Here is an 18,705-nt window from a genome sequence, read left to right as displayed (position 1 = left end):
TGCAGGCCCGGTTAGCGGTCTGTCCAGTAGACGCCAGCGGGCGGGATGGTCTGCCCGTTGAAATTGGCGGGCTTCAGCCCGTAGTTGAACGCGAACACGTGATCTTCGGTGCGGCGCAGGCGCAGCCCGTCGCTGACCGGGTGGGTGGCGATACCGGCCTCGGTGCACAGGTCCGACAGGATGCGCGCCAATGCGGTCTCGTCCAGCCAGGCGGTCAGATAGCGCATCGGGCCTTGGCCGATCAGCACGGGGTCGCCGTTCTGCGTGGCCTCGCGCACGGGCTCTGGTGTCACAACGTGATCCAGCCAGTGTCGGATTGCACCGCCGTCTTTCAAAGGCCGATCCATATCGGCGCGGAAGGTTTCTGACCGGGTGATGGTCAGATCCAGCCCGGGCAGGTTTGGCGGCAACGGGTCGGGAATGCTCAGCTCAGGCGTTTTGGAATTGCTGCGCGGGCCGATGACGGCCACGCCCTTGTAAGCCGCAAAAGCTGCTTTCAACGGGTCAGACATGCTGAGCAGCCCGGGCGCTAGCACAAGCCCGTAGGCAGACAGATCGGTGGCGTTTGACGGCACGATATCGACGTCCAACCCTAGCTTGCGCAACCCGCGATAGGTCTCAAACACCAGCCGGAAATAGTCAAACCCGGTGCCTTGCGGCTGCACGTCCCAACCCCATGCTGAGGGGTAATCAAAGACGAGCCCGACCTGCGCTGTGGCGGTGCCGACCTCCGGCATTAACGCCATTTCCTGTGCCACCTGCGCGGCTTCGGCCAATGCAGGCGCAGGCGCGCGGTCCGGGCGCAACAGCCCCGCATGCATTTGTTCCTGCGCAAACGGGGCCTGCCGCCAGCGGAAATACAACACCGCCTCGGCCCCATGGGCAAAGGCCTCCCACGCCCAAAGGCGGGCCATGCCGGGCAGGGGCGCGGGGTTCACGGGGGCCCAGTTCACGGGCCCCGGTTGCTGTTCCATCACCCACCAGCGCCCCTGACAGGTCGCGCGGTACAGATCATGGTGGAAGGCCTGAAAATCCGGATCGCCCTGCTGGGCGTAGGCGCGTTTATGGGCGTCCGTGTCTTCGAGACGGTCCTCAAGAAAGCCCAGCGGGTAGCTGTCCCACGAGGCGATATCCAGATCGGCGCCCATCTCGAAATGGTCGAATTCGACGATGCGGCCCATGAAATTGTGGATGATCGGCGCCTTGGAATGGCGCTTGAGGATCTCGCATTGCTCGCGGTTGAAGTTAACGACCTGATCGGAGCTGAACCGCCGAAAGGCCAGATCGTGGCTTGGGTTCGGCTCGGTCACGGTCAGGTTGGGCAATCCAATTTGGTCGAACGTGTCATAGTCCATGGACCAGAAGATGTTGCCCCAGGCGCGGTTCAGCGCGTCGGTGCTTTGATACTTCTGCGCCAGCCAGTCCTGAAACGCGCCGCGCGCGGCGTCAGAGTAGCTGATGACCGTGTCATGGCAGCCATATTCATTGTCGGTTTGCCACGCCGCGACATGGGCGTTTGCGCCGTAGCGTTTGGCCAAGATTTCCGTGATCCGCCGACTTTCCGCGCGGTAACCTTCATGGCTGAAGCAGTAATGGCGGCGTGAGCCAAACCCGCGCGGATTGCCCTGCGCATCAACAGCAAACATATCGGGATGCTTGTCGGCCATCCACCGGGGTGGCGTGGCGGTTGGCGTCCCAAGGATCACTTTCAGGCCCGCCGCGCCCAACACGTCAATCGCGCGGTCGAGCCAGTCGAGTTGCAGATCACCGGGCGCGGGTTCCATCCGCGACCAGGCAAATTCGCCAATCCGCACCCAGCTGAGCCCGGCTGCGACCATGTCGGCGGCGTCTTGCGGCCAGATCTCTTCAGGCCAATGTTCGGGGTAGTAGCAAACGCCGAGGCCGCGTTTCATAGGATCACCTGATATTCGGGAAGACCGATGACGCCCGTTTCAATGGAAAATGTCTGGCCCGCAAGCGGCTCAGCCGCCAGTTGATCCGACGTCATGCCTTGGCGGGCGGATGTCGCAAACAGCGTCGACATATCGGGGCCACCGAAGGCCGGGCAACTGATCTGCGAGGCGGGGAAGGCGAAGGCTTCGATCAACTTGCCTTCCGCCGAATAGCGCGCGACGCGCGATGCGCCCCATTGCGCGTTCAGATAACTGCCATCGGCGGCCACAACCGCGCCGTCTGGGTTCAGCTGTTCAATCGACAGATCCAGAAACAAGCTGGGTGCGGCGGCGGGCCAGCCTGTGTCATCCAAAGGCACCCGAAACACCTTCTTCGCGGCGGTGTCGGCCCAATAGGCACAGCTTTTGTCTGGCGCGAATGCAATGGCGTTGGTGATGGTGAGCGGTGCAAACAGGCGGCGCAGCTCGCCCCGGTAGTAGCGGTAGATCGCGCCCGCTGCAGGTTCCGCCATTTTGCCCATCGTGCCGATCCAGAACCCACCCCATGGGTCCGCACGCCCATCATTGCTGCGGGTCTTGGCGTCGTCGGCCTCTAGGTCGCACAAATGCGTTTGTGTTTTGCTTTCAAGGTCATAGGTGAATAGCGCCACTTCGCTGGCGATCAGCAACGTGCTGCGATCCACCCACCCGGCGGCGGAGACATGATGCTCAAACCCCCAGCTGTCACCGCTGTCGCAATGCAGCTGCTTGCCAAGAATATCGAACCAGAAAAGCTGTGCGCGTAGCGGATGCCAAAGCGGGCCTTCGCCCAGCTTGCAGGGCCGGGCGTCATGGACCTGCGCGCTCATCCGTAGGCGGCGTCATAGGCCGCGACCATCTCCCGCGCGATGGGGGTGATCTCGTCCGGCGTGCGGCCCGGTTTGTACAGCGCTGAGCCGATGCCGAACCCGCTGGCGCCAGCTTGCTTCCACTCCGCAAACCCGTCCGGGCCCGCGCCGCCAACCATATAAACCTGCGTCTCTGGCGGTAAAACGGCGCGCACTGCTTTCAGCCCGTCAATGCCCATCGCAAAACCCGGGAACACCTTCAAACCGCTGGCCCCGGCTTTCAAAGCGGCAAAACATTCGGTCGGCGTCAGCACGCCGGGCCAGCTTTCCAGCCCGGCCGCTTTGGTGGCGGCGATTACCTCCGCGTCGGCATTCGGTGACACGATCAGGCGTCCGCCGACACCTGCCACGGCGGTCACGTCCTGCACGCTCAACACGGTACCCGCCCCGATTAAGGCCTTGTCGCCAAAGGCTTTTACCATCGCCCTGATGCTGTCCAACGGGTCAGGGGAATTCAACGGCACCTCGATCTTGTCGAAGCCTGCGTCGATCAGCGCGCCGCAGACCGGAACGGCCTCGGACGGGGTGATGCCGCGCAAAATGGCGATCAGGTTACGGCTCATGCGATCAATTCCTTATATGCGGCGGCGAGGCCTTTCAGGGTCATCTCGTCGCCTGTGTGTTGTGCGGCCACAAGCCCCTGCACCGACAGCGCGTCGGCATAGAGCGCGTTCAGCGACGGGTGGCCGACAAGGGCGATGTTCTGGCCCAGCCAATAGGGCTTAGTGGCGGCCAGTTCTGCGCCGATCAGCAGCCCTGACAAACGGGCGCGGGAGGTTGCACTATTCGTGCCCTCCAACAGATGCGAGGCGCGGATTTCAAACAGTTTCGCGGCGAGGCTTTCGGGCCGGGACATGGTCTGGGACACCGTTTCGCGAAACGCGTCGTGATCGATGTCCTTGCCGCTGACGGAGTGGCGCAGAACCGAATGATCCGACAGCAAAGCAAACAACTCTCCCGTCATAACGGTTTGAAAAGATACGATTTCCTTTGCAGAAATATGGACCCATTTTGTATGCGTGCCCGGCATACAAATCACGCCATCGAAATCTGGTTGCTCGGCCAGAAAGCCCGCGATCTGAGTTTCTTCGCCGCGCATGACGTTTGGGGACGTGTCTTGTTTGAGCCCGGGCAGTATATGCATGGAAATGCGGCTATTGCCGGTGGGCACAGAGCTGAGCGCGCCAAGTGGTGTTGTCGGCACTGTGCGGTAAGGTGCCTCCGCCCAGCCTTGGCGCGATCCGACCATGCCGCAAGCAATGACGGGCACAGCGTCCGTGCCGAGCCAAGGCTCAATCAGTGAAATCAGGGTCGGTTCGAACTCCGATTGTGAGAGTCCGGACATGCCTTTATCGCAGGATTTTTTGTCCTTGATGCTGCCGTCAGCCGACATCGCCCATGCGCGCAGGTTGGAGGTGCCCCAGTCGACCGCGATCCAGTCGGCATATGATTTTTCGCCTGACATCAACCCGTTACGACCACGCCGCCATCGATGACCATGGCTTGCCCGGTCATCATCTTGGAGGTCTTGGAGGCCAGAAACAGCACGCCGTTGATCATGTCATCGGGGTCCAGCGTGTCTTTCAGGCATTGGCGTTCCAGATGTGCGGCGAGCCCGTCTTCCGTGACCCAAAGGTCCTTTTGCTTTTGCGTCAGCACCCAGCCTGGGGCCAATGCGTTGACGCGGATCTTGTCGGGGCCAAATTCGCGGGCCAGTGAACGCGTCATGCCGTTGATGCCGGAATTGGCCGTCGTATAGAGCGGATAGCCTGCGTTGCCCATCATGTAGCTGATGGATGAAAAGTTGATGATCGAGCCGAAACCGGCTTTTTTCATATGTGGAACAATGGCTTGGCAGGCGAAGAAATAGGCCTTGAGATTGACGGCCATCATCCAGTCGAAGAAGTCGCTGTCGACCTCCGCCGTGGTGTGGCGCTTGTCATTGGCGGCGTTGTTCACGAGGCAGGTGATCGGGCCATGGGCCTCAGCCGATTGATCAATCGCGGCGGTTAGCGCGTCGGTGTCAGTGATATCTCCCTTGATAAACAAGGGCTTACGGCCGTGCTTCTTCTCCATCTCAGCCACAAATTCAGTCGCGTCTGAGCGGCCAATGAAGGCCACCTGCGCGCCTTGCGCCATGAAGCCATCCGTCAGGGACGCGCCGATGCCGGAGCCGCCGCCGGTGATAAACACAGACGCGTCTTTCAAGTCGTGGAATGTAGCAATCTCGGTCATGTTAACCTCTTTTCTGACGTACACATTGCGTACACAACCCGTACACACTCTGTAGTGACAGCCGCGTCGCAACGCAAAATTGTTAACGTCGCGCGGATCACAGCTTTTCGCCCTCAACCACCCACATGGTTTCCGGGAAGGACCATGGCAGCGTGATGCCATTGGTCATCAGCCAGGTGCCCGACACCTCAATCGCCTTTTCCTTCAGGATTGGATTGGCGCGCGACAGCGTCGGTGGGGCCATGTTGTTGCGGTTTACCAGATTGACGCGGTAATGCGCATCGGGGTCGAGCCGAGTCAGGCGCAAGGGTCGTGGCGCGATCTGGCTGGAGGTTTCCGCCTTGCCCGCAAAAACGACAAAGCGCGACCCGTCGCGCGCTGATTGCTGTTCGGCGATGACAGCGGGATCGGCGCTGTCGAGCAGCAAGATATCGGCGCCTGTCATCCAGTCGCGATTGTATTTCCACCAACTGGTGACTTCGCTGAGCACGGCTTCTTCATGCGCGTTCAGTTCGCGCGGGTCCATCTCAAACCCCATATGGCGCTGTGCTGCAACCCACGCACGGAAGGAGATATCGAGGATCCGTCCCGAGGTATGGCATTGGCGCGGCCCGACATGCGAGCCGGTAACGGACAGCGGCAGGAAAAGCGCCGCGTTATGTTGCATCTTCAACCGCTCAAGCGCGTCATTGCTGTCCGACAACCACACACGTTGGGTGCGTTTCAGAATGCCGAAATCAATGCGACCGCCGCCGCTGGCGCAGCTTTCAATCTCGACATGCGGAAAATCGGCGCGCAACCGGTCAAGCAGCGCATAAGAGCCGCGGGTCTGGTCCGCATCAGGCGCGGGCAGCACGCGATTGTGGTCCCATTTGATGTATTCGATCTCATATTCCGACAGGATCGCGGCCATCCGCTCATAGACGAAATCGCGCACATCCGGCAGGCCCATATTGAGCGCCTTTTGCTGACGGCCCAGCACCTGATCCTCCGCGCCCAAGGCCCAGCTTGGGTTGGCGCGGTGCAGGTCGCTGTCTTCGTTGATCATCTCGGGCTCAAACCAGATGCCGAAGCTCATGCCTTCCTTGTGAACGTGATCAATCAGCGGTCCCAGCCCGTCGGGATATTTTCGCGGGTCAACCTGCCAATCAGACAGCGACGTCGTGTCGTCGTCGCGCTGCCCGAACCAGCCGTCATCAAGAACAAACCGCTCGGCCCCAAGTTTGGCGGCGCGGGTCGCGATATCTTGCAAAATGTCGAGCTTGTGGTCGAAATAGACCGCTTCCCAGCAATTGTAATGCACCGGGCGCGGCTTGTCGTTGGCAGGCGTGACGATGCGGTCGCGCAGGTGGCGCTGAAAGGCCACGGCGCAGCCGTTCAAACCATCGTCGGAGAAGGTGATATAGAGCGTCGCGGTTTCAAAATGTGTGGCTGCGTTGACCTCCATCCGCGCGGCATGGCCGAACTGGATTTGGCGGCGGCCATCTGGCAGCTCCTCCGCGATCATCTTGTGACCGCCGGACCAGCCGTAATGAAACGCGTAGGCATGCCCTTGCGTGTTGGTGGCCCCGCGGCACGGCACGATCAGCCCCGGGAAATGTTCGTGGCCCGTGCGGCCCGTGCGGTTTTCACGGTAGCGCATGCCCGGCGACCAAGCGGTGCGGTTGAGTTGGAATTCGCCCGTCCAGCGGCCCGCGACATCGATCATCTCATCTGACAGTTGCGGGCCCGGAATAACGGGCGCGGATAGCCAATGCAGATGCACAGGATCATCCGCATCCAGCATCGCCTTGGCGGTGATCACCCGTGTGTCTGGGTTGGTCTCAAAAATCGCGGTGTAGCGCAGCCCGCAATCGGCGTCCTTATAGTGCAGGGTAAGGCTGTCATCGGTTTCTTCCGCGCCCTCGAAACAGAACTTCGGCAGCAGCGGCGTGCCGTTTTTCGAGCGGACAATGAGGCCCGGCTGGCCCGGGAAGGTGCGCGATGCCTCCGGCAGCAGCGACAGGTCAGGGTTTTCGTCCAACATGCCGCCGGTCACGTCCAACGCATTGGCGTGATACAGCGTGCCCAGGTCTTCATCCGTAGGCAGAGGCGGTCCCCAATAGACCACCTCCGGCAAACGCGTCCTGCGCGCGGCAAGCACCAAAGTTTGCCGTTTATCATCCAGGCGCCAGGCCTGGAACGTGTCGTCGATCATGCGTGTCTCTTACTTAACGGCACCGAGGGTCAGGCCCGCGATGAAGTGTTTTTGCATCAGGAAGAACATGGCCACGGGTGGCAATGCTGCCACGATCGAGCCCGCGCTCATCAAGTGATATGCCGCACGGAATTGCGCATTGAAAGAGGTAATTCCCGCTGTAACAGGTTGTGATTCAACACCCTGCGTCAACACCACCGCCCAGAAGTAATCGTTCCAGATGAAGGTGAAAATTAGGACAGCAAGCGCCGCCAATGCCGGTTTCATAAGCGGCATGATAACGAACACGAAGATGCGCCATTCGGAGATGCCTTCGACGCGTGCGGCCTCGACCAGCTCGAAGGGCAGTGCGCGGATAAAGTTGCGCATGAACAGCGTGCAGAACCCGGTTTGGAACGCGATGTGGAACAGCACGAGGCCGGGGATTGTGTTGTAGAGCCCAAGGTCCAGCGTCAGGTCGCGAACCGGCACCATCAGGATTTGGAACGGCACGAAGTTGCCCGCCACAAACATGAAGAAGACCCAGATATTGGCCTTGAACTTGTAGATGCCCAGCGCAAAGCCGGTCATCGAGCTGAGGATGATACAGCCGATTACCGTGGGCACCGTGATCAGCACCGAATTCAGCATGTAGCGCGGCATGTCGGAGCCAAAGACCAGCCCGTAATTGGTGAAGCCCTCAAAGCTGGATGGCAGCCCCCAGTAATTGCCTGAAGTGAAATCGCTATCGGGCTTGATCGAGAAGAGTGCAACCGCGAGTAGCGGCGCCAGCCAGACCAGAAGGGAGATCGGCAGCAGCGTTTTGTAAGCTATCTGGACGCCGGGGGTCGATTTTTCGATTGGTGTCGGAAACATCTTAGCGTCCCTTCTCTTCGTTATACATCGACCACAGGAAGTAGGTGATGAAGATCAGCATGATCAGGAACAGCACCACCGCGATCGCGGCGCCATAGCCCATGCGGAAGCCGTATTCCGACAGCGCGACCTCAAACATGTAGAAGCTGAGCACCCGGCTTTCCCCGAACGGGCCGCCATTGGTCATGATGGAGATCAAATCGAAGGACCGCAGCGCGCCGATGATTGTCACCACGAAGGCGATGAAGGTGGCAGGCTTCAATTGCGGGATAACCACGTACCACAGCATCTTGAGGCGTTTGGCGCCATCGAGGCGCGCGGCCTCGATCTGCTCGGGGTCCACGGCGTTGAGGCCGGTGAGATACAGGATCATACAGTAAGCCGTTTGCGGCCACAGACCGGCGGCGATGATGCCGTAGGTCACGTAAGTATCATCGCCCAAGACGTTGATCGGCCCCAGACCGATCCAGCCCAGCGCGATGTTGAGCAGCCCGAAGGTGGGGTCATAGAACCATGTGAACACCAAGCCGACAACGACCTGAGAGATCACAAACGGGAAGAAGAACAGCGACTTGTAGAGCCGGATGCCAAACACGGTTTGGTTCAGCAAAAGCGCGATTAGCAGACCCGCCGGGATCGCCAACAGATACAGCACCAGCCAGATCAGGTTGTTGCGCAGCGATATGTAGAACGCATCATCATCCCAAAGCTCTGCATAGTTGGCCATGCCGATGAATTCCGGCGCGCCCAGCCCGTCCCACGCCAAGGTGGAATAATAGAAAGACTGAAAAATCGGAATGATCACGTAGACCATGAAGAAGATCACGCCGGGGATCAGGAACAGCCAAGGCGTCACCGCGATCTCGTTGCGTTTATACCAGCCGCGTTGGCTGGCCCCTGTTGAGACTGTTGCGTCTGCCATGACGGATCCTCCCACGGATTAGTCCTGCTGCGGCTGTTTTAATACTCAGCGCATGTGAAAGGGCCAATGAAACGGGGCGCTTGCAGATGGGCTGGGGGTGAATGGGGCGGCGCGGGGCCGCCCCAAAAAGTCGTTCAAGCGATGCGCTTACTTGTAGATACGCTCGGCAGCTTTGTCCAAACGGGCCAGGATCTTGTCCAGGTTGTCTGGCTTAACCATGAACTCTTGCAGGCCTTCCATGCCAACTTTCGCCATTTCAGCAGGTGCGTCACGGTCGAAGAACTGTGCCACGCCGCCCGGGCTGTTGGAGGAGAGCATTTCGAAGCCTTCCAGCAGGAACTTGTCGTCATCGACCGACGAGTTTGCGTTGACGGGCAATTGGCCCAGCGCGTCGCCTGCGTTGATGATGGTTTGGTTCTCAGCCGACACAACGAACTTCAGGAATGCTTTCGCATTGTCTTTGTTCGAGGCACCCGATGGGATGTGGAACGTGTCGGTTGGCGCGTCTTCGGCCAGTGCCACATCAGCGTTGATTGCTGGGAATTGGTAGAAGTCCAGCTTGCTGTCATCCAGACCCGCTTCGCGCAGTGGTGGCACGGCGAAGTTGCCTTTCAGGATCGCAGCCGCTTCACCTTTAACGATGAACGGAAGGCTTTCCTGCCAGCTGTAGGACGTGTGGTTGTCGATGAACGCACCCATGTCCAGCAGCTCTTTCCAGTTGGCGAAGGTCTGACGCACTTCTGGGCTGTCCCAGTTGTGCTTGCCGGCCATCAGCTCCGAGTGGAAGTCATAGCCATTGGTCCGCATGTTGAGGTAGTCGAACCAGCCGCCAGCAGTCCAAAGGAACTTGGTGCCGATTGTGTAGCACTTGCGGCCCGAATCCAGGATTGCTTGGCAGTTGGACTTCATTTCTTCGAAGGTCGCAGGCTCGTTCAGGCCCAGCTCTTCGTAGATGTCTTTGCGGTAGTAAACGCCCCACTGGTAGTATGTGTAAGGCACACCCCACTGCTTACCGTCGAGTGTCATTGCGCCTTTGGTCGATGCCAGAGCAGCAAGCTCTTCATCCGCCCAAACGTCCGAGATATCTTCGAACAGGCCTGCATCCACGTAGGGGCGCATCCGGTTGGCGGCGTACCAGTTGGCAACGTCAGGCGTGTTCGCCGTCAGGAAGTTGCGGATCTGGGTTTTGTAAGCTTCGCGGTCGATGACCGTCAGCTCGATGTTCAGGTCTGGGTGCATTGCACCGAAACGCTCGACCATGCCTTCCATCACTGCGCGTGGCGCAGGGTTGGACATGTCCGAGAAGATGACGAGGTCGCCTGACAGCGCGTGGCCGTCTGCGTTCGCACCGGTGGCCGCAACGGCCAAAGCAAGCGTCGCAGCGGACGCCTTCAGGAATTTATGCATGTGTTCCTCCCTAGGAAGTTTCGAATAATGAAACTTGGTTTTGCATATTGAAAACTTAACAGCGACTCGGTTAGGGTTGTCAACAGGCAACTCGGGGAGGAGTTGCCCGGGAGGACATATGTCAGAACGCGCCAACGAGGCTGGAACGGTGGGTAAAGCATTGAATGTGCTGGACCAAATTGCTGCGTTCGGCCGCCCGGTAAAGTTCGCCGAACTGCTCGAATCAAGCGAGTATCCAAAAGCGACCCTGTACCGGCTGCTGCAGACTTTGGTGCAGCAAGGGATGGTGTCGCACAATCCGGCGAATGGGGCTTACGCGTTGGGGGTGCGGCTGGTGCGTCTCGCGCATCAGGCCTGGCAGACCTATTCGCTGGCCCCCGTCGCGCGCCCCTATCTTGACGCGCTGTCGCTTGAAATCGGCGAGACGGTGCATTTGGCGCAGCTTGATCACGCGCAGGTGCTTTATGTCGACAAGCGCAACGCCGCCGTCCCCGTTGAGATGTATTCCCAAGCCGGCAAGGTCGGCCCGGTCTATTGCACCGGCGTCGGCAAGGCGATGCTGGCATGGAGCCCGCTGGCCGAGCAGTCCCGCATCATCGAGCAGCAAAGCTACCACGGGTTCACCCCGCACACCGTCACCACCCGCCGCGCCCTGCGCACTGAGCTGGACGCCATCCGCACCCGCGGCTTCGCCTTCGACAATGAAGAGCATGAGCCCGGCATCATCTGCGTGGCCCTGCCGATCCTGTCGCAATCGGGTCAGGTGCTGGGCGGGCTGTCAGTCACGTCAACAACCGCGCGCCACAGCCTCGACAGCCTGGCCGCGCTGGTCCCGCATATGAAGAATACTGTCAGTCGCATTGCAGAGGACGCCGAAAGCTGGCGTTTCCCAGAACAAATTAGAGAACGCGCCTAAACTCCAGAAAGGGAGATTTCCATGTCAGGTTTGACAATCAGAAACGTCATTAAACGCTACGGCGACGTGCAGGTGATGCACGGGGTTGACCTCGATATCGGTGATGGGGAGTTCTGTGTGTTCGTGGGTCCATCGGGCTGCGGTAAATCCACCCTGCTGCGCATGATTGCGGGCCTTGAGGAGATCACCGAGGGCAACGTCTCCATCGGCGAACGCGACGTAACCCGCATGGACCCGTCCGAGCGCGGCGTCGCCATGGTGTTCCAGACCTATGCGCTTTACCCGCATATGACGGTGAAGGAAAATATGGGCTTTGGCCTCAAGATGAACGGCCACCCCAAAGCCGTCATTGATGAAAAGGTCGCTGAGGCCACGCGCATCCTGAAACTTGAGGAATATCTGTCGCGCAAACCCGCCGCCTTGTCGGGTGGTCAGCGGCAGCGGGTCTCCATCGGGCGCGCGATTGTTCGCGGCCCTGAGGTGTTCTTGTTCGATGAGCCGCTGTCGAACCTCGACGCCGAGCTGCGTGTCGAGATGCGTGTCGAGATTGCGCGCCTGCACAAGGAAATCGGCGCGACCATGATCTACGTGACCCACGATCAGGTTGAGGCGATGACGCTGGCCGACAAGATCGTCGTGCTGCGCGCGGGCCGGATCGAACAGGTCGGCGCACCGCTTGAGCTGTACCGCAACCCCGACAACAAATTCGTGGCAGGCTTCATTGGCTCACCCGCGATGAACTTCCTCGATGGCACCGTCAAAGGCGGGCAGGTCGATGTGCCGGGTCTGCAAAAAGCGGTTTCGGTCGATGTCACAATGCCCGCTGATGGCACCGATGTCTCAATCGGTCTGCGGCCTGAGCACCTGATCATCGATCCGAATGGCGACACTCATACTGTTGAGCTGACCGAAGCGCTGGGCGGCGTGTCTTACGCGTATTTGATGAGCAAATCGGGCGAGAAGATCATCGTGGAGGAGCGCGGCGATGAGCGTTCCGTTGAAGGGACGACCGTGGGCCTGACCCTCGATCTGCCGCGCGCGATGCTGTTTGATGCCGCAACGGAGGCACGTATCCGCTGACCCTGCGACAAAACTTCGCTTTTTAAGGACTCTTTTGGCGCTTTTGCTTGCTTGATCGGTTTCTAACCCCAAATCAGGGGTTCGGAACCGTTGAGGAGCGTTATGAATACCTTTGTCAAAGTGACTTTCGCCGTGGGCATCCCGCTGATGATTTTGCTGGGGATGAAAGACATGGTTGCCACCTTCTATCGTCCCGACGATCCGGGCCGGCTCGCCTATCAAGTGATTGAACCGGTGGAGATTGAAGAGGTCGAGGTCGAAGAAGAGCCTGAGCCCGAGGTGATCGAAGAAGAGGTTGCTGAGGCCGAGGAAGAACCTGCGGAAGACACCGCGCCGCTTGAGGTTGCGGAAGAGCCTGAGGTTGACGCGACCGAAGACGTCGAGATGGAAGCGCCCACTGAGGTCGCAGAGGCGGACAGCGCGGAGGCACCTGCTCCGACGGCGATTGCGCTGACCGATGATGAGATGGCCCAGGCGGAGCGTGCCTTGCGGAAATGTAAAACCTGCCATCAGGTCGACCAAGAACGCAATCTTGCAGGCCCGCATCTTGTGGGTGTGATCGGTCGCGAGATCGGCAGTGTAGACGGGTTCCGCTACTCTGGCGCGCTTGAAGAACTGGGCGCTGCAGGTGAGCTTTGGAACACAGACAACCTGCAGGTTTGGATCACTGACCCTGCCGCCTTTGCGCCGGGCACCAAGATGAATTTCAAGCTGCGCGACGAAGAAGAACGGCGCTTGATCGCGGGATGGTTGGCCGCGCAGTAAAGCCCACCACCGCATTTTGCAGAACTTAAAAATGACCCCACGCCCGAAACGGCGTGGGGTTTTTCGTTCCGAACTGCCAAAAATAAGTCTGTACAAAGTGGGGTAGCGGCCTCTGAAAACAGCCCAGTTTTGTACAAAACCGGATACAAAAGGCGGCTCCCGTCCGGGCAGCCCGCGTATGTGGTTCAAAAGTTAAACGAAAGTAGAGTTTTCTAAAATACTTTCGTTTCTTTCGAAATTATGCCATAGTCACGCCGGGAGGTTGGCATGCTCAGCCAAAGACAACGAAAGATTCTGGCGCTGATCGAGGCGCAACAGCGGGTGCGCGTGGATGATTTATCCGTCCAATTCGCCACCACGCCGCAAACCATTCGTAAAGACCTGCAAACGCTCGCGGAGCTGCACCATGTGGTCCGCTTCCATGGCGGCGCGGCGGTCGTGGGCGGCGTCGAATATACCAGCCCGGCCGAGCGGGAAACGGACGCCTTGGCCGCCAAGCGAGCGATCGGGGCTGCGGTCGCCGGACGTATCCCGCAAACCTGCGCCGTGTTTTTGAACGCCGGCACCACAACGGCGCAAGTGGCGCGGATGCTGTCGGGCCACAGCCAGTTGCGGGTGATCAGCGACAACGTCGATCTAGCTGCAGAGATGCGCGTGTTTCCGGGGGTCGAGGTGATCGTGCCGGGCGGCGCCGTGCGCCGCAGCGACGGCGCAATCTTGGGCGCTGAGGCCGTGGATTATATCCGCCAATTCCGCGTCGACTACGCTGTGATCGGCGCGGCGGCGCTGTCTGAGGATGGCACTCTGCTCGATTTCGACCTCGCCGAAGTCCAAATCTGCCGCGCGATGATGACCCATGCGCGCCATGTCATACTGGCGATTGATAGCGGCAAGGTTGGGCGTAGTGCGCCCGTAAGGCTTGGGGGGCTATCGGACGTGCACACTTTGGTGACGGAGGCCGCCTCAGAAGGTTGGCTTAAACCTTTATGCGCAGCACATGAGGTCGAGTTGGTGTTGGCTTAGTCGTCTGTTTGGCGGGCAAAGTCGCTATAGGATCGTTGCAGTTGAACGTCTGCTCCACCGATAGACATCGAGAACACCGCGTGAAACTAGAATTGCAGGAAGGCCCACGTAAATAAATTTTGTTTTCAGGACCAAAGCCGAGTTATCTTCACGGTATGAAAACCGCGCCGGACAAGGTGATTAATATGTCCTCAACAAAACCAACCCTGCATTTGTTGTGCGGAAAAATTGCTTCTGGAAAATCAACTCTGACTGCCGAACTTGGTCGCGCGGCTGGAACTGTTGTGATTGCCGAAGATGATTGGCTGAGCGGTCTATTTTCTGAAGAAATTTCTTCGATTTCAGAATACATGCGGTGCATGATGAGATTTCGCGAGGTCATTGGTCCGCACGTCGTGTCATTGCTAAGTGAGGGGATTTCGGTGGTCTTGGATTTCCAAGCGAACACAATTGCCTCACGTGACTGGATGCGAAGCATCTTGGAGCAGACAAATGCCGCACATAAACTTCACGTTTTGGATGTCCCAGACGAAGTTTGCATCGCACGGCTTCACGCACGCAATGCGCAAGCTGATCATCCGTTTGCGGCAACCGAAGAGCAATTTCGACAGATTTCAAAGCACTTCGTTGCTCCTTCACCCGAAGAAGGATTCAATATCGTTCTGCATCATGCTGACGCGAAGCTTTGAGCTAATCGTACCTTCGTGGGTGGTGCAGCGATCGTTAAAGTGGGCTCAAAGCGGCCAATCGCAGGTTTCGCGTCTCGCGCTCACGTAGCCGATGAAATGTTCTTCAGTGAAGCTTCGCCCTTGACTCACGCTTTCGTTTTGCGGCTAATCGAAAGAAACGCGCATTGACGCGTCTTCGGGAGGAAGACCAACATGCCAGTGATCCTACTCGCCGCCCGCCTTCTGGCGGGCATCAACGCTCCGATTTTGGCCGCCGGCCGCTGGATCGCGGTGGTTTTGATGGCGTTGATGGTGCTGGTGATCCTGCTGCAAATCTTCATGCGCTTTGTGATGAACGACGCGCTGCCCTGGTCGGAGGAGGCGGCGCGCTTCATGATGTTGTGGGTCGCGGGTGTCGCGGCGCCAACAGCGTTCCGGCGGGGCGGGTTTGTGGCGATTGATATGGTGGTCTTGATGCTGCCCAAGATCATTGGCGGGTTGTTGACACTGGCTTTGTTGTTCTTGTCGCTATTGGTTCTGGTCGTGGCCGTTCAAATCGGCTGGGGCGAGGTGACGGGCTTTGGCGGGCGCTTCGCAACGGCGGCGTTGAAATATCCAACGGATTTAAGCTTTGAGACATGGGTGAAAGTGCCTCGCAGCTGGATGATGGCGTCGCTGCTGGTGGGCGTGACGATCATGACGGTCGTCAACGTTGAGCTAATCTTGCGCTACATTGCTATTCTGGCCGGACGGGAGGGCGACTTGCCCGTCATTCCCGAAAGCGCATCGGTGGGGGCTGAATAATGCTGGTCTGGTTCCTTCCGCTCTTTCTGTTGTTCCTGATGGTCGGCCTGCCGGTGTTCTTCGGCCTGCTGGCCGCGCCCGGCATCATGTTGTGGCTGAATGGCGACGCGAAGGACATCACGCTGCTTTATCGCAACGTTTATAACGGGATGGACAGCTTCCCGCTGATGGCGATCCCGTTCTTCATGCTGGCGGGCGAGATGATGAACCGGGGCGGTATCACGATGCGGCTGGTCGAGTTCAGCCAAGCTTGCGTGGGCCATTTCAAAGGCGGCTTGGCGCAGGTGAACATTCTGTCGTCGATGTTGTTTGCGGGGCTGTCGGGCTCGGCGGTTGCCGACACCTCTGCCCTGGGTTCGATGCTGATCCCGGCGATGGAGAAGGAAGGCTACACACGGCGCTTTGCGGCGGCTGTGACAGCGGCGTCTTCGGTCATTGGGCCGATCATTCCGCCGTCGGGCATCATGATTATCTACGCCTATGTGATGGGCGAAAGCGTTGCGGCGCTGTTCCTGGCGGGCATCGTGCCGGGCATTTTGGTGGGCATCGGGCTGATGAGCGTGACGCGGTATTTGGCCAAGAACGGTGAGTACCCGCCCTCGCGCCCGCGTGCGACTTGGGGCGAAAAGGGGCAGGCGTCGTTGAAGGCGTTCTTCCCGCTGCTGACGCCGGTGATCATTCTGGGCGGCATCTTGGGCGGGGTGATGACCCCGACAGAAGCGTCGGCTGCGGCTGTGGCTTATGCGCTGATCGTGTCGATGTTTATCCTGCGGTCGATGAAATGGTCGGACCTGCCGGATGTGTTGCTGAAGGCGGCTTTGACGGCGTCGGTGGTGTTGCTGCTGGTGGGCGCGGCCATGGCGTTCAAAACGGTTGTCTCGCTCAGCCATGCACCTGAGGCTTTGGCGGAGTTCATTCTGACGCTCAGCAACAACCCGTTGATCCTGCTGCTGCTGATCAACCTGCTTTTATTCGTCGTCGGCATGTTTCTGGATGCGGGTCCGGCGATTATCATTCTGGGGCCGATCCTGGCGCCGATCTTCATCTCGCTTGGCGTGCACCCGGTGCATTTCGCGGTGGTGATGAGCGTGAACCTGACCGTGGGGCTGGCGACGCCGCCGATGGGACTGGTGCTGTTCGTGGCTTCATCCGTTTCAGGCGAGAAGGTCGAGACCATTGCGCGCGCGATCTTGCCGTTCCTGGCGGTCGAGATCGCTGTCATATTCCTGATAACATATCTGCCGCAAATTTCGATGACAGTGCCTTGGCTGACCGGCCATATCGCCTGCGCGGAAGGGGCCAGCTACATGCAATGCATCAGCCCAGAACCGATACCAAGATAGACTTAGCAAAGAAATCCAAGGGAGGATTACATATGAAACTAGGAACCACTTTGAAGGCGCTTGGCCTGGCCGCGATGATGGCCACGACCAGCGTCGCCGCTTGGGCGGACGGTCACGCGATGACCATCCGTGCGACGGCGAACTCTAATGAAAACGACGAGGATTATGACGGCCTCGTGGTCTTCAAGAACTACGTTGAAGCTGCCTCAAACGGCGCGATCACGGTTGAGCTGTTCATCGGCACGCAGCTGTGTGGCAACGGTGCGGAATGCTTGCAAGGCGTGGCTGACGGCACGATTGACGTCTATGTCTCCACCTCGGGTGGCGCGTCGGGCATCTTCCCGTTCATTCAGGTTCTGGACCTGCCATATCTGATGAGCGATGACCGGATTGCGGAGGCCGCATTGGCATCTGGCACCGAGTTCATGAAGACAATGCAAGGCATGGTCAAAGAGGCGTCGGGCGACAGCATCCGCCTGATGACGATTGGTAACACCGGCGGCTGGCGCAACTTTGCCAACACCAAACGCCGCGTTGCCAACCCTGAGGACATGGAAGGCTTGAAGATCCGCACCGTTGTGGCCGACCTGCCGCAAGAGCTGGTCAAAGCACTTGGCGCCGCACCAACGCCGATCCCATGGCCTGAGCTGTTCACTTCGTTCCAGACGGGCGTTGTGGAAGGCTCCAAAAACGGGATCACCGACATCATGGGCATGAAATTCCCAGATGCCGGCCTGCAATATGTCACGCTGGACGGGCACGCTTACATGGGCGCGCTGTGGTTCATGAACAACGAGAAGTTCCAAGGCATGGATGACGGCTTGAAGCGCGTTGTGGTCGACGGGTTCTACCAACTGCAGCAGGCGACATTCGCCTCGCCGAAGCGCAAGTCGATCCAGGCATATGAAGATTTCGTGGCCGGTGGCGGCGATCTTTACGTGCCAACCCCAGAGCAGAAAGCGGCGTTCAAAGCAGCGGCCGAGCCTGTCTACGGTTGGTTCAAAGACAATGTCGACGGTGGCCCAGCGGCGTTTGACGCTTTGAGCGCCTCCGTGGCGGCGGCGGAAGCATCCGTGGGTGCTGCGCGCGACGCGGACCTGAACTAAATGAATTGGTGCGGCGGGCGATCTGTCCGCCGCGCTAACCCCGCCCGTGGGGGTCTTGTTTGATATGCCACTTTCGGAGGTATTTCAGGTAAGACCGCGTCAGCGGAACGGATACATCCACACTTTGTAATCGGCGATCAGCTCATGCGCATGCGCAATTTGCTCCTTGGTCATCTTCTTGACCACCTCTTCCTGAGAAATAGCCGCGTCGGGGTCACCCCCGATGGCGCTGAGCGCGTACCACATATAGGCGCGGACCAGATCGGGGGCGGGCATGCCGATGCCTTCCTCATAGTACCAACCGATGCCCGATTGCGCGCCGGGATGCCCTTTCATGGAGCTGCGCAGATACCATTCGAAGGCGCGGACCGGGTCCTTTTCAACACCGAGGCCGAGGGCGTACATGACGCCGATCAGCTCCTCCGCGTCGGCATTGCCGGAACGCGCGGCGGGCCAGAGCGCCTCCCGCGCTTCTTCGAATTTATGGGCTTCCATCAGGTCGCGCGCGGCCTCGATATCGGCAAGCGCCGGACCGGTCATGAGGGCAAGGGCAAGAAGAATTCGCATAGTAGCCTCCGTCTGTT

General features: G+C 59.3%; 18 protein-coding genes. 8 read left to right on the top strand and 10 right to left on the bottom strand.

What is annotated here, in order from left to right; all coding sequences use genetic code 11:
• Positions 1-11: 11 nt before the first annotated feature.
• From ACZ1G7_RS10650 to ACZ1G7_RS10610, 9 genes are all read right to left on the bottom strand, one after another.
• Positions 12-1,913 (bottom strand): beta-galactosidase, encoded by a 1,902-nt coding sequence (locus ACZ1G7_RS10650; protein ID WP_472659388.1) that lies wholly within the window; start codon positions 1,911-1,913, stop codon positions 12-14.
• Positions 1,910-2,761: an SMP-30/gluconolactonase/LRE family protein gene (locus tag ACZ1G7_RS10645; protein WP_472659387.1), complete on the bottom strand. Its 852-nt coding sequence runs from the start codon at positions 2,759-2,761 to the stop codon at positions 1,910-1,912. The genes ACZ1G7_RS10650 and ACZ1G7_RS10645 overlap by 4 nt, the downstream gene beginning before the upstream one ends.
• Complete coding sequence (locus ACZ1G7_RS10640; RefSeq protein ID WP_472659386.1) at positions 2,758-3,363, bottom strand: 2-dehydro-3-deoxy-6-phosphogalactonate aldolase; 606 nt, start codon at positions 3,361-3,363, stop codon at positions 2,758-2,760. The genes ACZ1G7_RS10645 and ACZ1G7_RS10640 overlap by 4 nt, the downstream gene beginning before the upstream one ends.
• A complete protein-coding gene (locus tag ACZ1G7_RS10635) occupies positions 3,360-4,265 on the bottom strand; it encodes a 2-dehydro-3-deoxygalactonokinase (RefSeq protein WP_472659385.1) in 906 nt (301 codons plus the stop codon). Before ACZ1G7_RS10635 ends, ACZ1G7_RS10640 begins: the two co-directional genes overlap by 4 nt.
• On the bottom strand, positions 4,265-5,035 hold the full coding sequence (locus tag ACZ1G7_RS10630) for an SDR family NAD(P)-dependent oxidoreductase (RefSeq protein ID WP_472659384.1): 771 nt from the start codon (positions 5,033-5,035) through the stop codon (positions 4,265-4,267). Before ACZ1G7_RS10630 ends, ACZ1G7_RS10635 begins: the two co-directional genes overlap by 1 nt.
• 97 nt (positions 5,036-5,132) lie before the next feature.
• The gene (locus tag ACZ1G7_RS10625) at positions 5,133-7,232 is read right to left on the bottom strand and encodes an alpha-galactosidase (RefSeq protein ID WP_472659383.1); all 2,100 of its coding nucleotides are present in this window, start codon (positions 7,230-7,232) and stop codon (positions 5,133-5,135) included.
• Positions 7,233-7,241: 9 nt separating this feature from the next.
• Complete coding sequence (locus ACZ1G7_RS10620; RefSeq protein WP_472659382.1) at positions 7,242-8,087, bottom strand: carbohydrate ABC transporter permease; 846 nt, start codon at positions 8,085-8,087, stop codon at positions 7,242-7,244.
• Between the two features lies 1 nt (position 8,088).
• Entirely contained in the window at positions 8,089-9,009 is a 921-nt protein-coding gene (locus tag ACZ1G7_RS10615) for a carbohydrate ABC transporter permease (RefSeq protein ID WP_472659381.1), read from the bottom strand.
• Positions 9,010-9,156: 147 nt separating this feature from the next.
• Positions 9,157-10,416: an ABC transporter substrate-binding protein gene (locus tag ACZ1G7_RS10610; protein ID WP_472659380.1), complete on the bottom strand. Its 1,260-nt coding sequence runs from the start codon at positions 10,414-10,416 to the stop codon at positions 9,157-9,159.
• Between the two features lie 118 nt (positions 10,417-10,534).
• Between ACZ1G7_RS10610 and ACZ1G7_RS10605 the strand changes: the two genes are divergently transcribed.
• The 8 genes from ACZ1G7_RS10605 to ACZ1G7_RS10570 all read left to right on the top strand — a co-directional run bounded on the left by ACZ1G7_RS10605 (position 10,535) and on the right by ACZ1G7_RS10570 (position 18,121).
• The gene (locus ACZ1G7_RS10605; RefSeq protein WP_472659379.1) at positions 10,535-11,332 is read left to right on the top strand and encodes an IclR family transcriptional regulator; all 798 of its coding nucleotides are present in this window, start codon (positions 10,535-10,537) and stop codon (positions 11,330-11,332) included.
• 21 nt (positions 11,333-11,353) lie between these two features.
• Positions 11,354-12,412 carry an ABC transporter ATP-binding protein gene (locus ACZ1G7_RS10600; RefSeq protein ID WP_472659378.1) on the top strand — a complete coding sequence of 353 codons (1,059 nt, stop codon included), beginning with the start codon at positions 11,354-11,356 and terminating at the stop codon, positions 12,410-12,412.
• 102 nt (positions 12,413-12,514) lie between these two features.
• On the top strand, positions 12,515-13,177 hold the full coding sequence (locus ACZ1G7_RS10595; RefSeq protein WP_472659377.1) for a c-type cytochrome: 663 nt from the start codon (positions 12,515-12,517) through the stop codon (positions 13,175-13,177).
• A gap of 267 nt (positions 13,178-13,444) precedes the next feature.
• A complete protein-coding gene (locus tag ACZ1G7_RS10590; protein ID WP_472659376.1) occupies positions 13,445-14,200 on the top strand; it encodes a DeoR/GlpR family DNA-binding transcription regulator in 756 nt (251 codons plus the stop codon).
• A 185-nt stretch (positions 14,201-14,385) separates the two neighbouring features.
• Positions 14,386-14,889 carry a P-loop nucleotide/nucleoside kinase family protein gene (locus tag ACZ1G7_RS10585; protein ID WP_472659375.1) on the top strand — a complete coding sequence of 168 codons (504 nt, stop codon included), beginning with the start codon at positions 14,386-14,388 and terminating at the stop codon, positions 14,887-14,889.
• A 192-nt stretch (positions 14,890-15,081) separates the two neighbouring features.
• Entirely contained in the window at positions 15,082-15,672 is a 591-nt protein-coding gene (locus ACZ1G7_RS10580; protein WP_472659374.1) for a TRAP transporter small permease, read from the top strand.
• Positions 15,672-17,015: a TRAP transporter large permease gene (locus ACZ1G7_RS10575; protein ID WP_472659373.1), complete on the top strand. Its 1,344-nt coding sequence runs from the start codon at positions 15,672-15,674 to the stop codon at positions 17,013-17,015. The genes ACZ1G7_RS10580 and ACZ1G7_RS10575 overlap by 1 nt, the downstream gene beginning before the upstream one ends.
• A 32-nt stretch (positions 17,016-17,047) precedes the next feature.
• Entirely contained in the window at positions 17,048-18,121 is a 1,074-nt protein-coding gene (locus ACZ1G7_RS10570) for a TRAP transporter substrate-binding protein (RefSeq protein ID WP_472659372.1), read from the top strand.
• A gap of 99 nt (positions 18,122-18,220) precedes the next feature.
• Here ACZ1G7_RS10570 and ACZ1G7_RS10565 read toward each other — a convergent pair whose 3' ends face one another.
• Positions 18,221-18,688 (bottom strand): tetratricopeptide repeat protein, encoded by a 468-nt coding sequence (locus ACZ1G7_RS10565; RefSeq protein ID WP_472659371.1) that lies wholly within the window; start codon positions 18,686-18,688, stop codon positions 18,221-18,223.
• Positions 18,689-18,705 lie beyond the last annotated feature (17 nt).

The organism is Litoreibacter sp. JB4-2, assembly GCF_055693445.1.
This window is presented reverse-complemented; position numbering and strand designations above follow the sequence as displayed.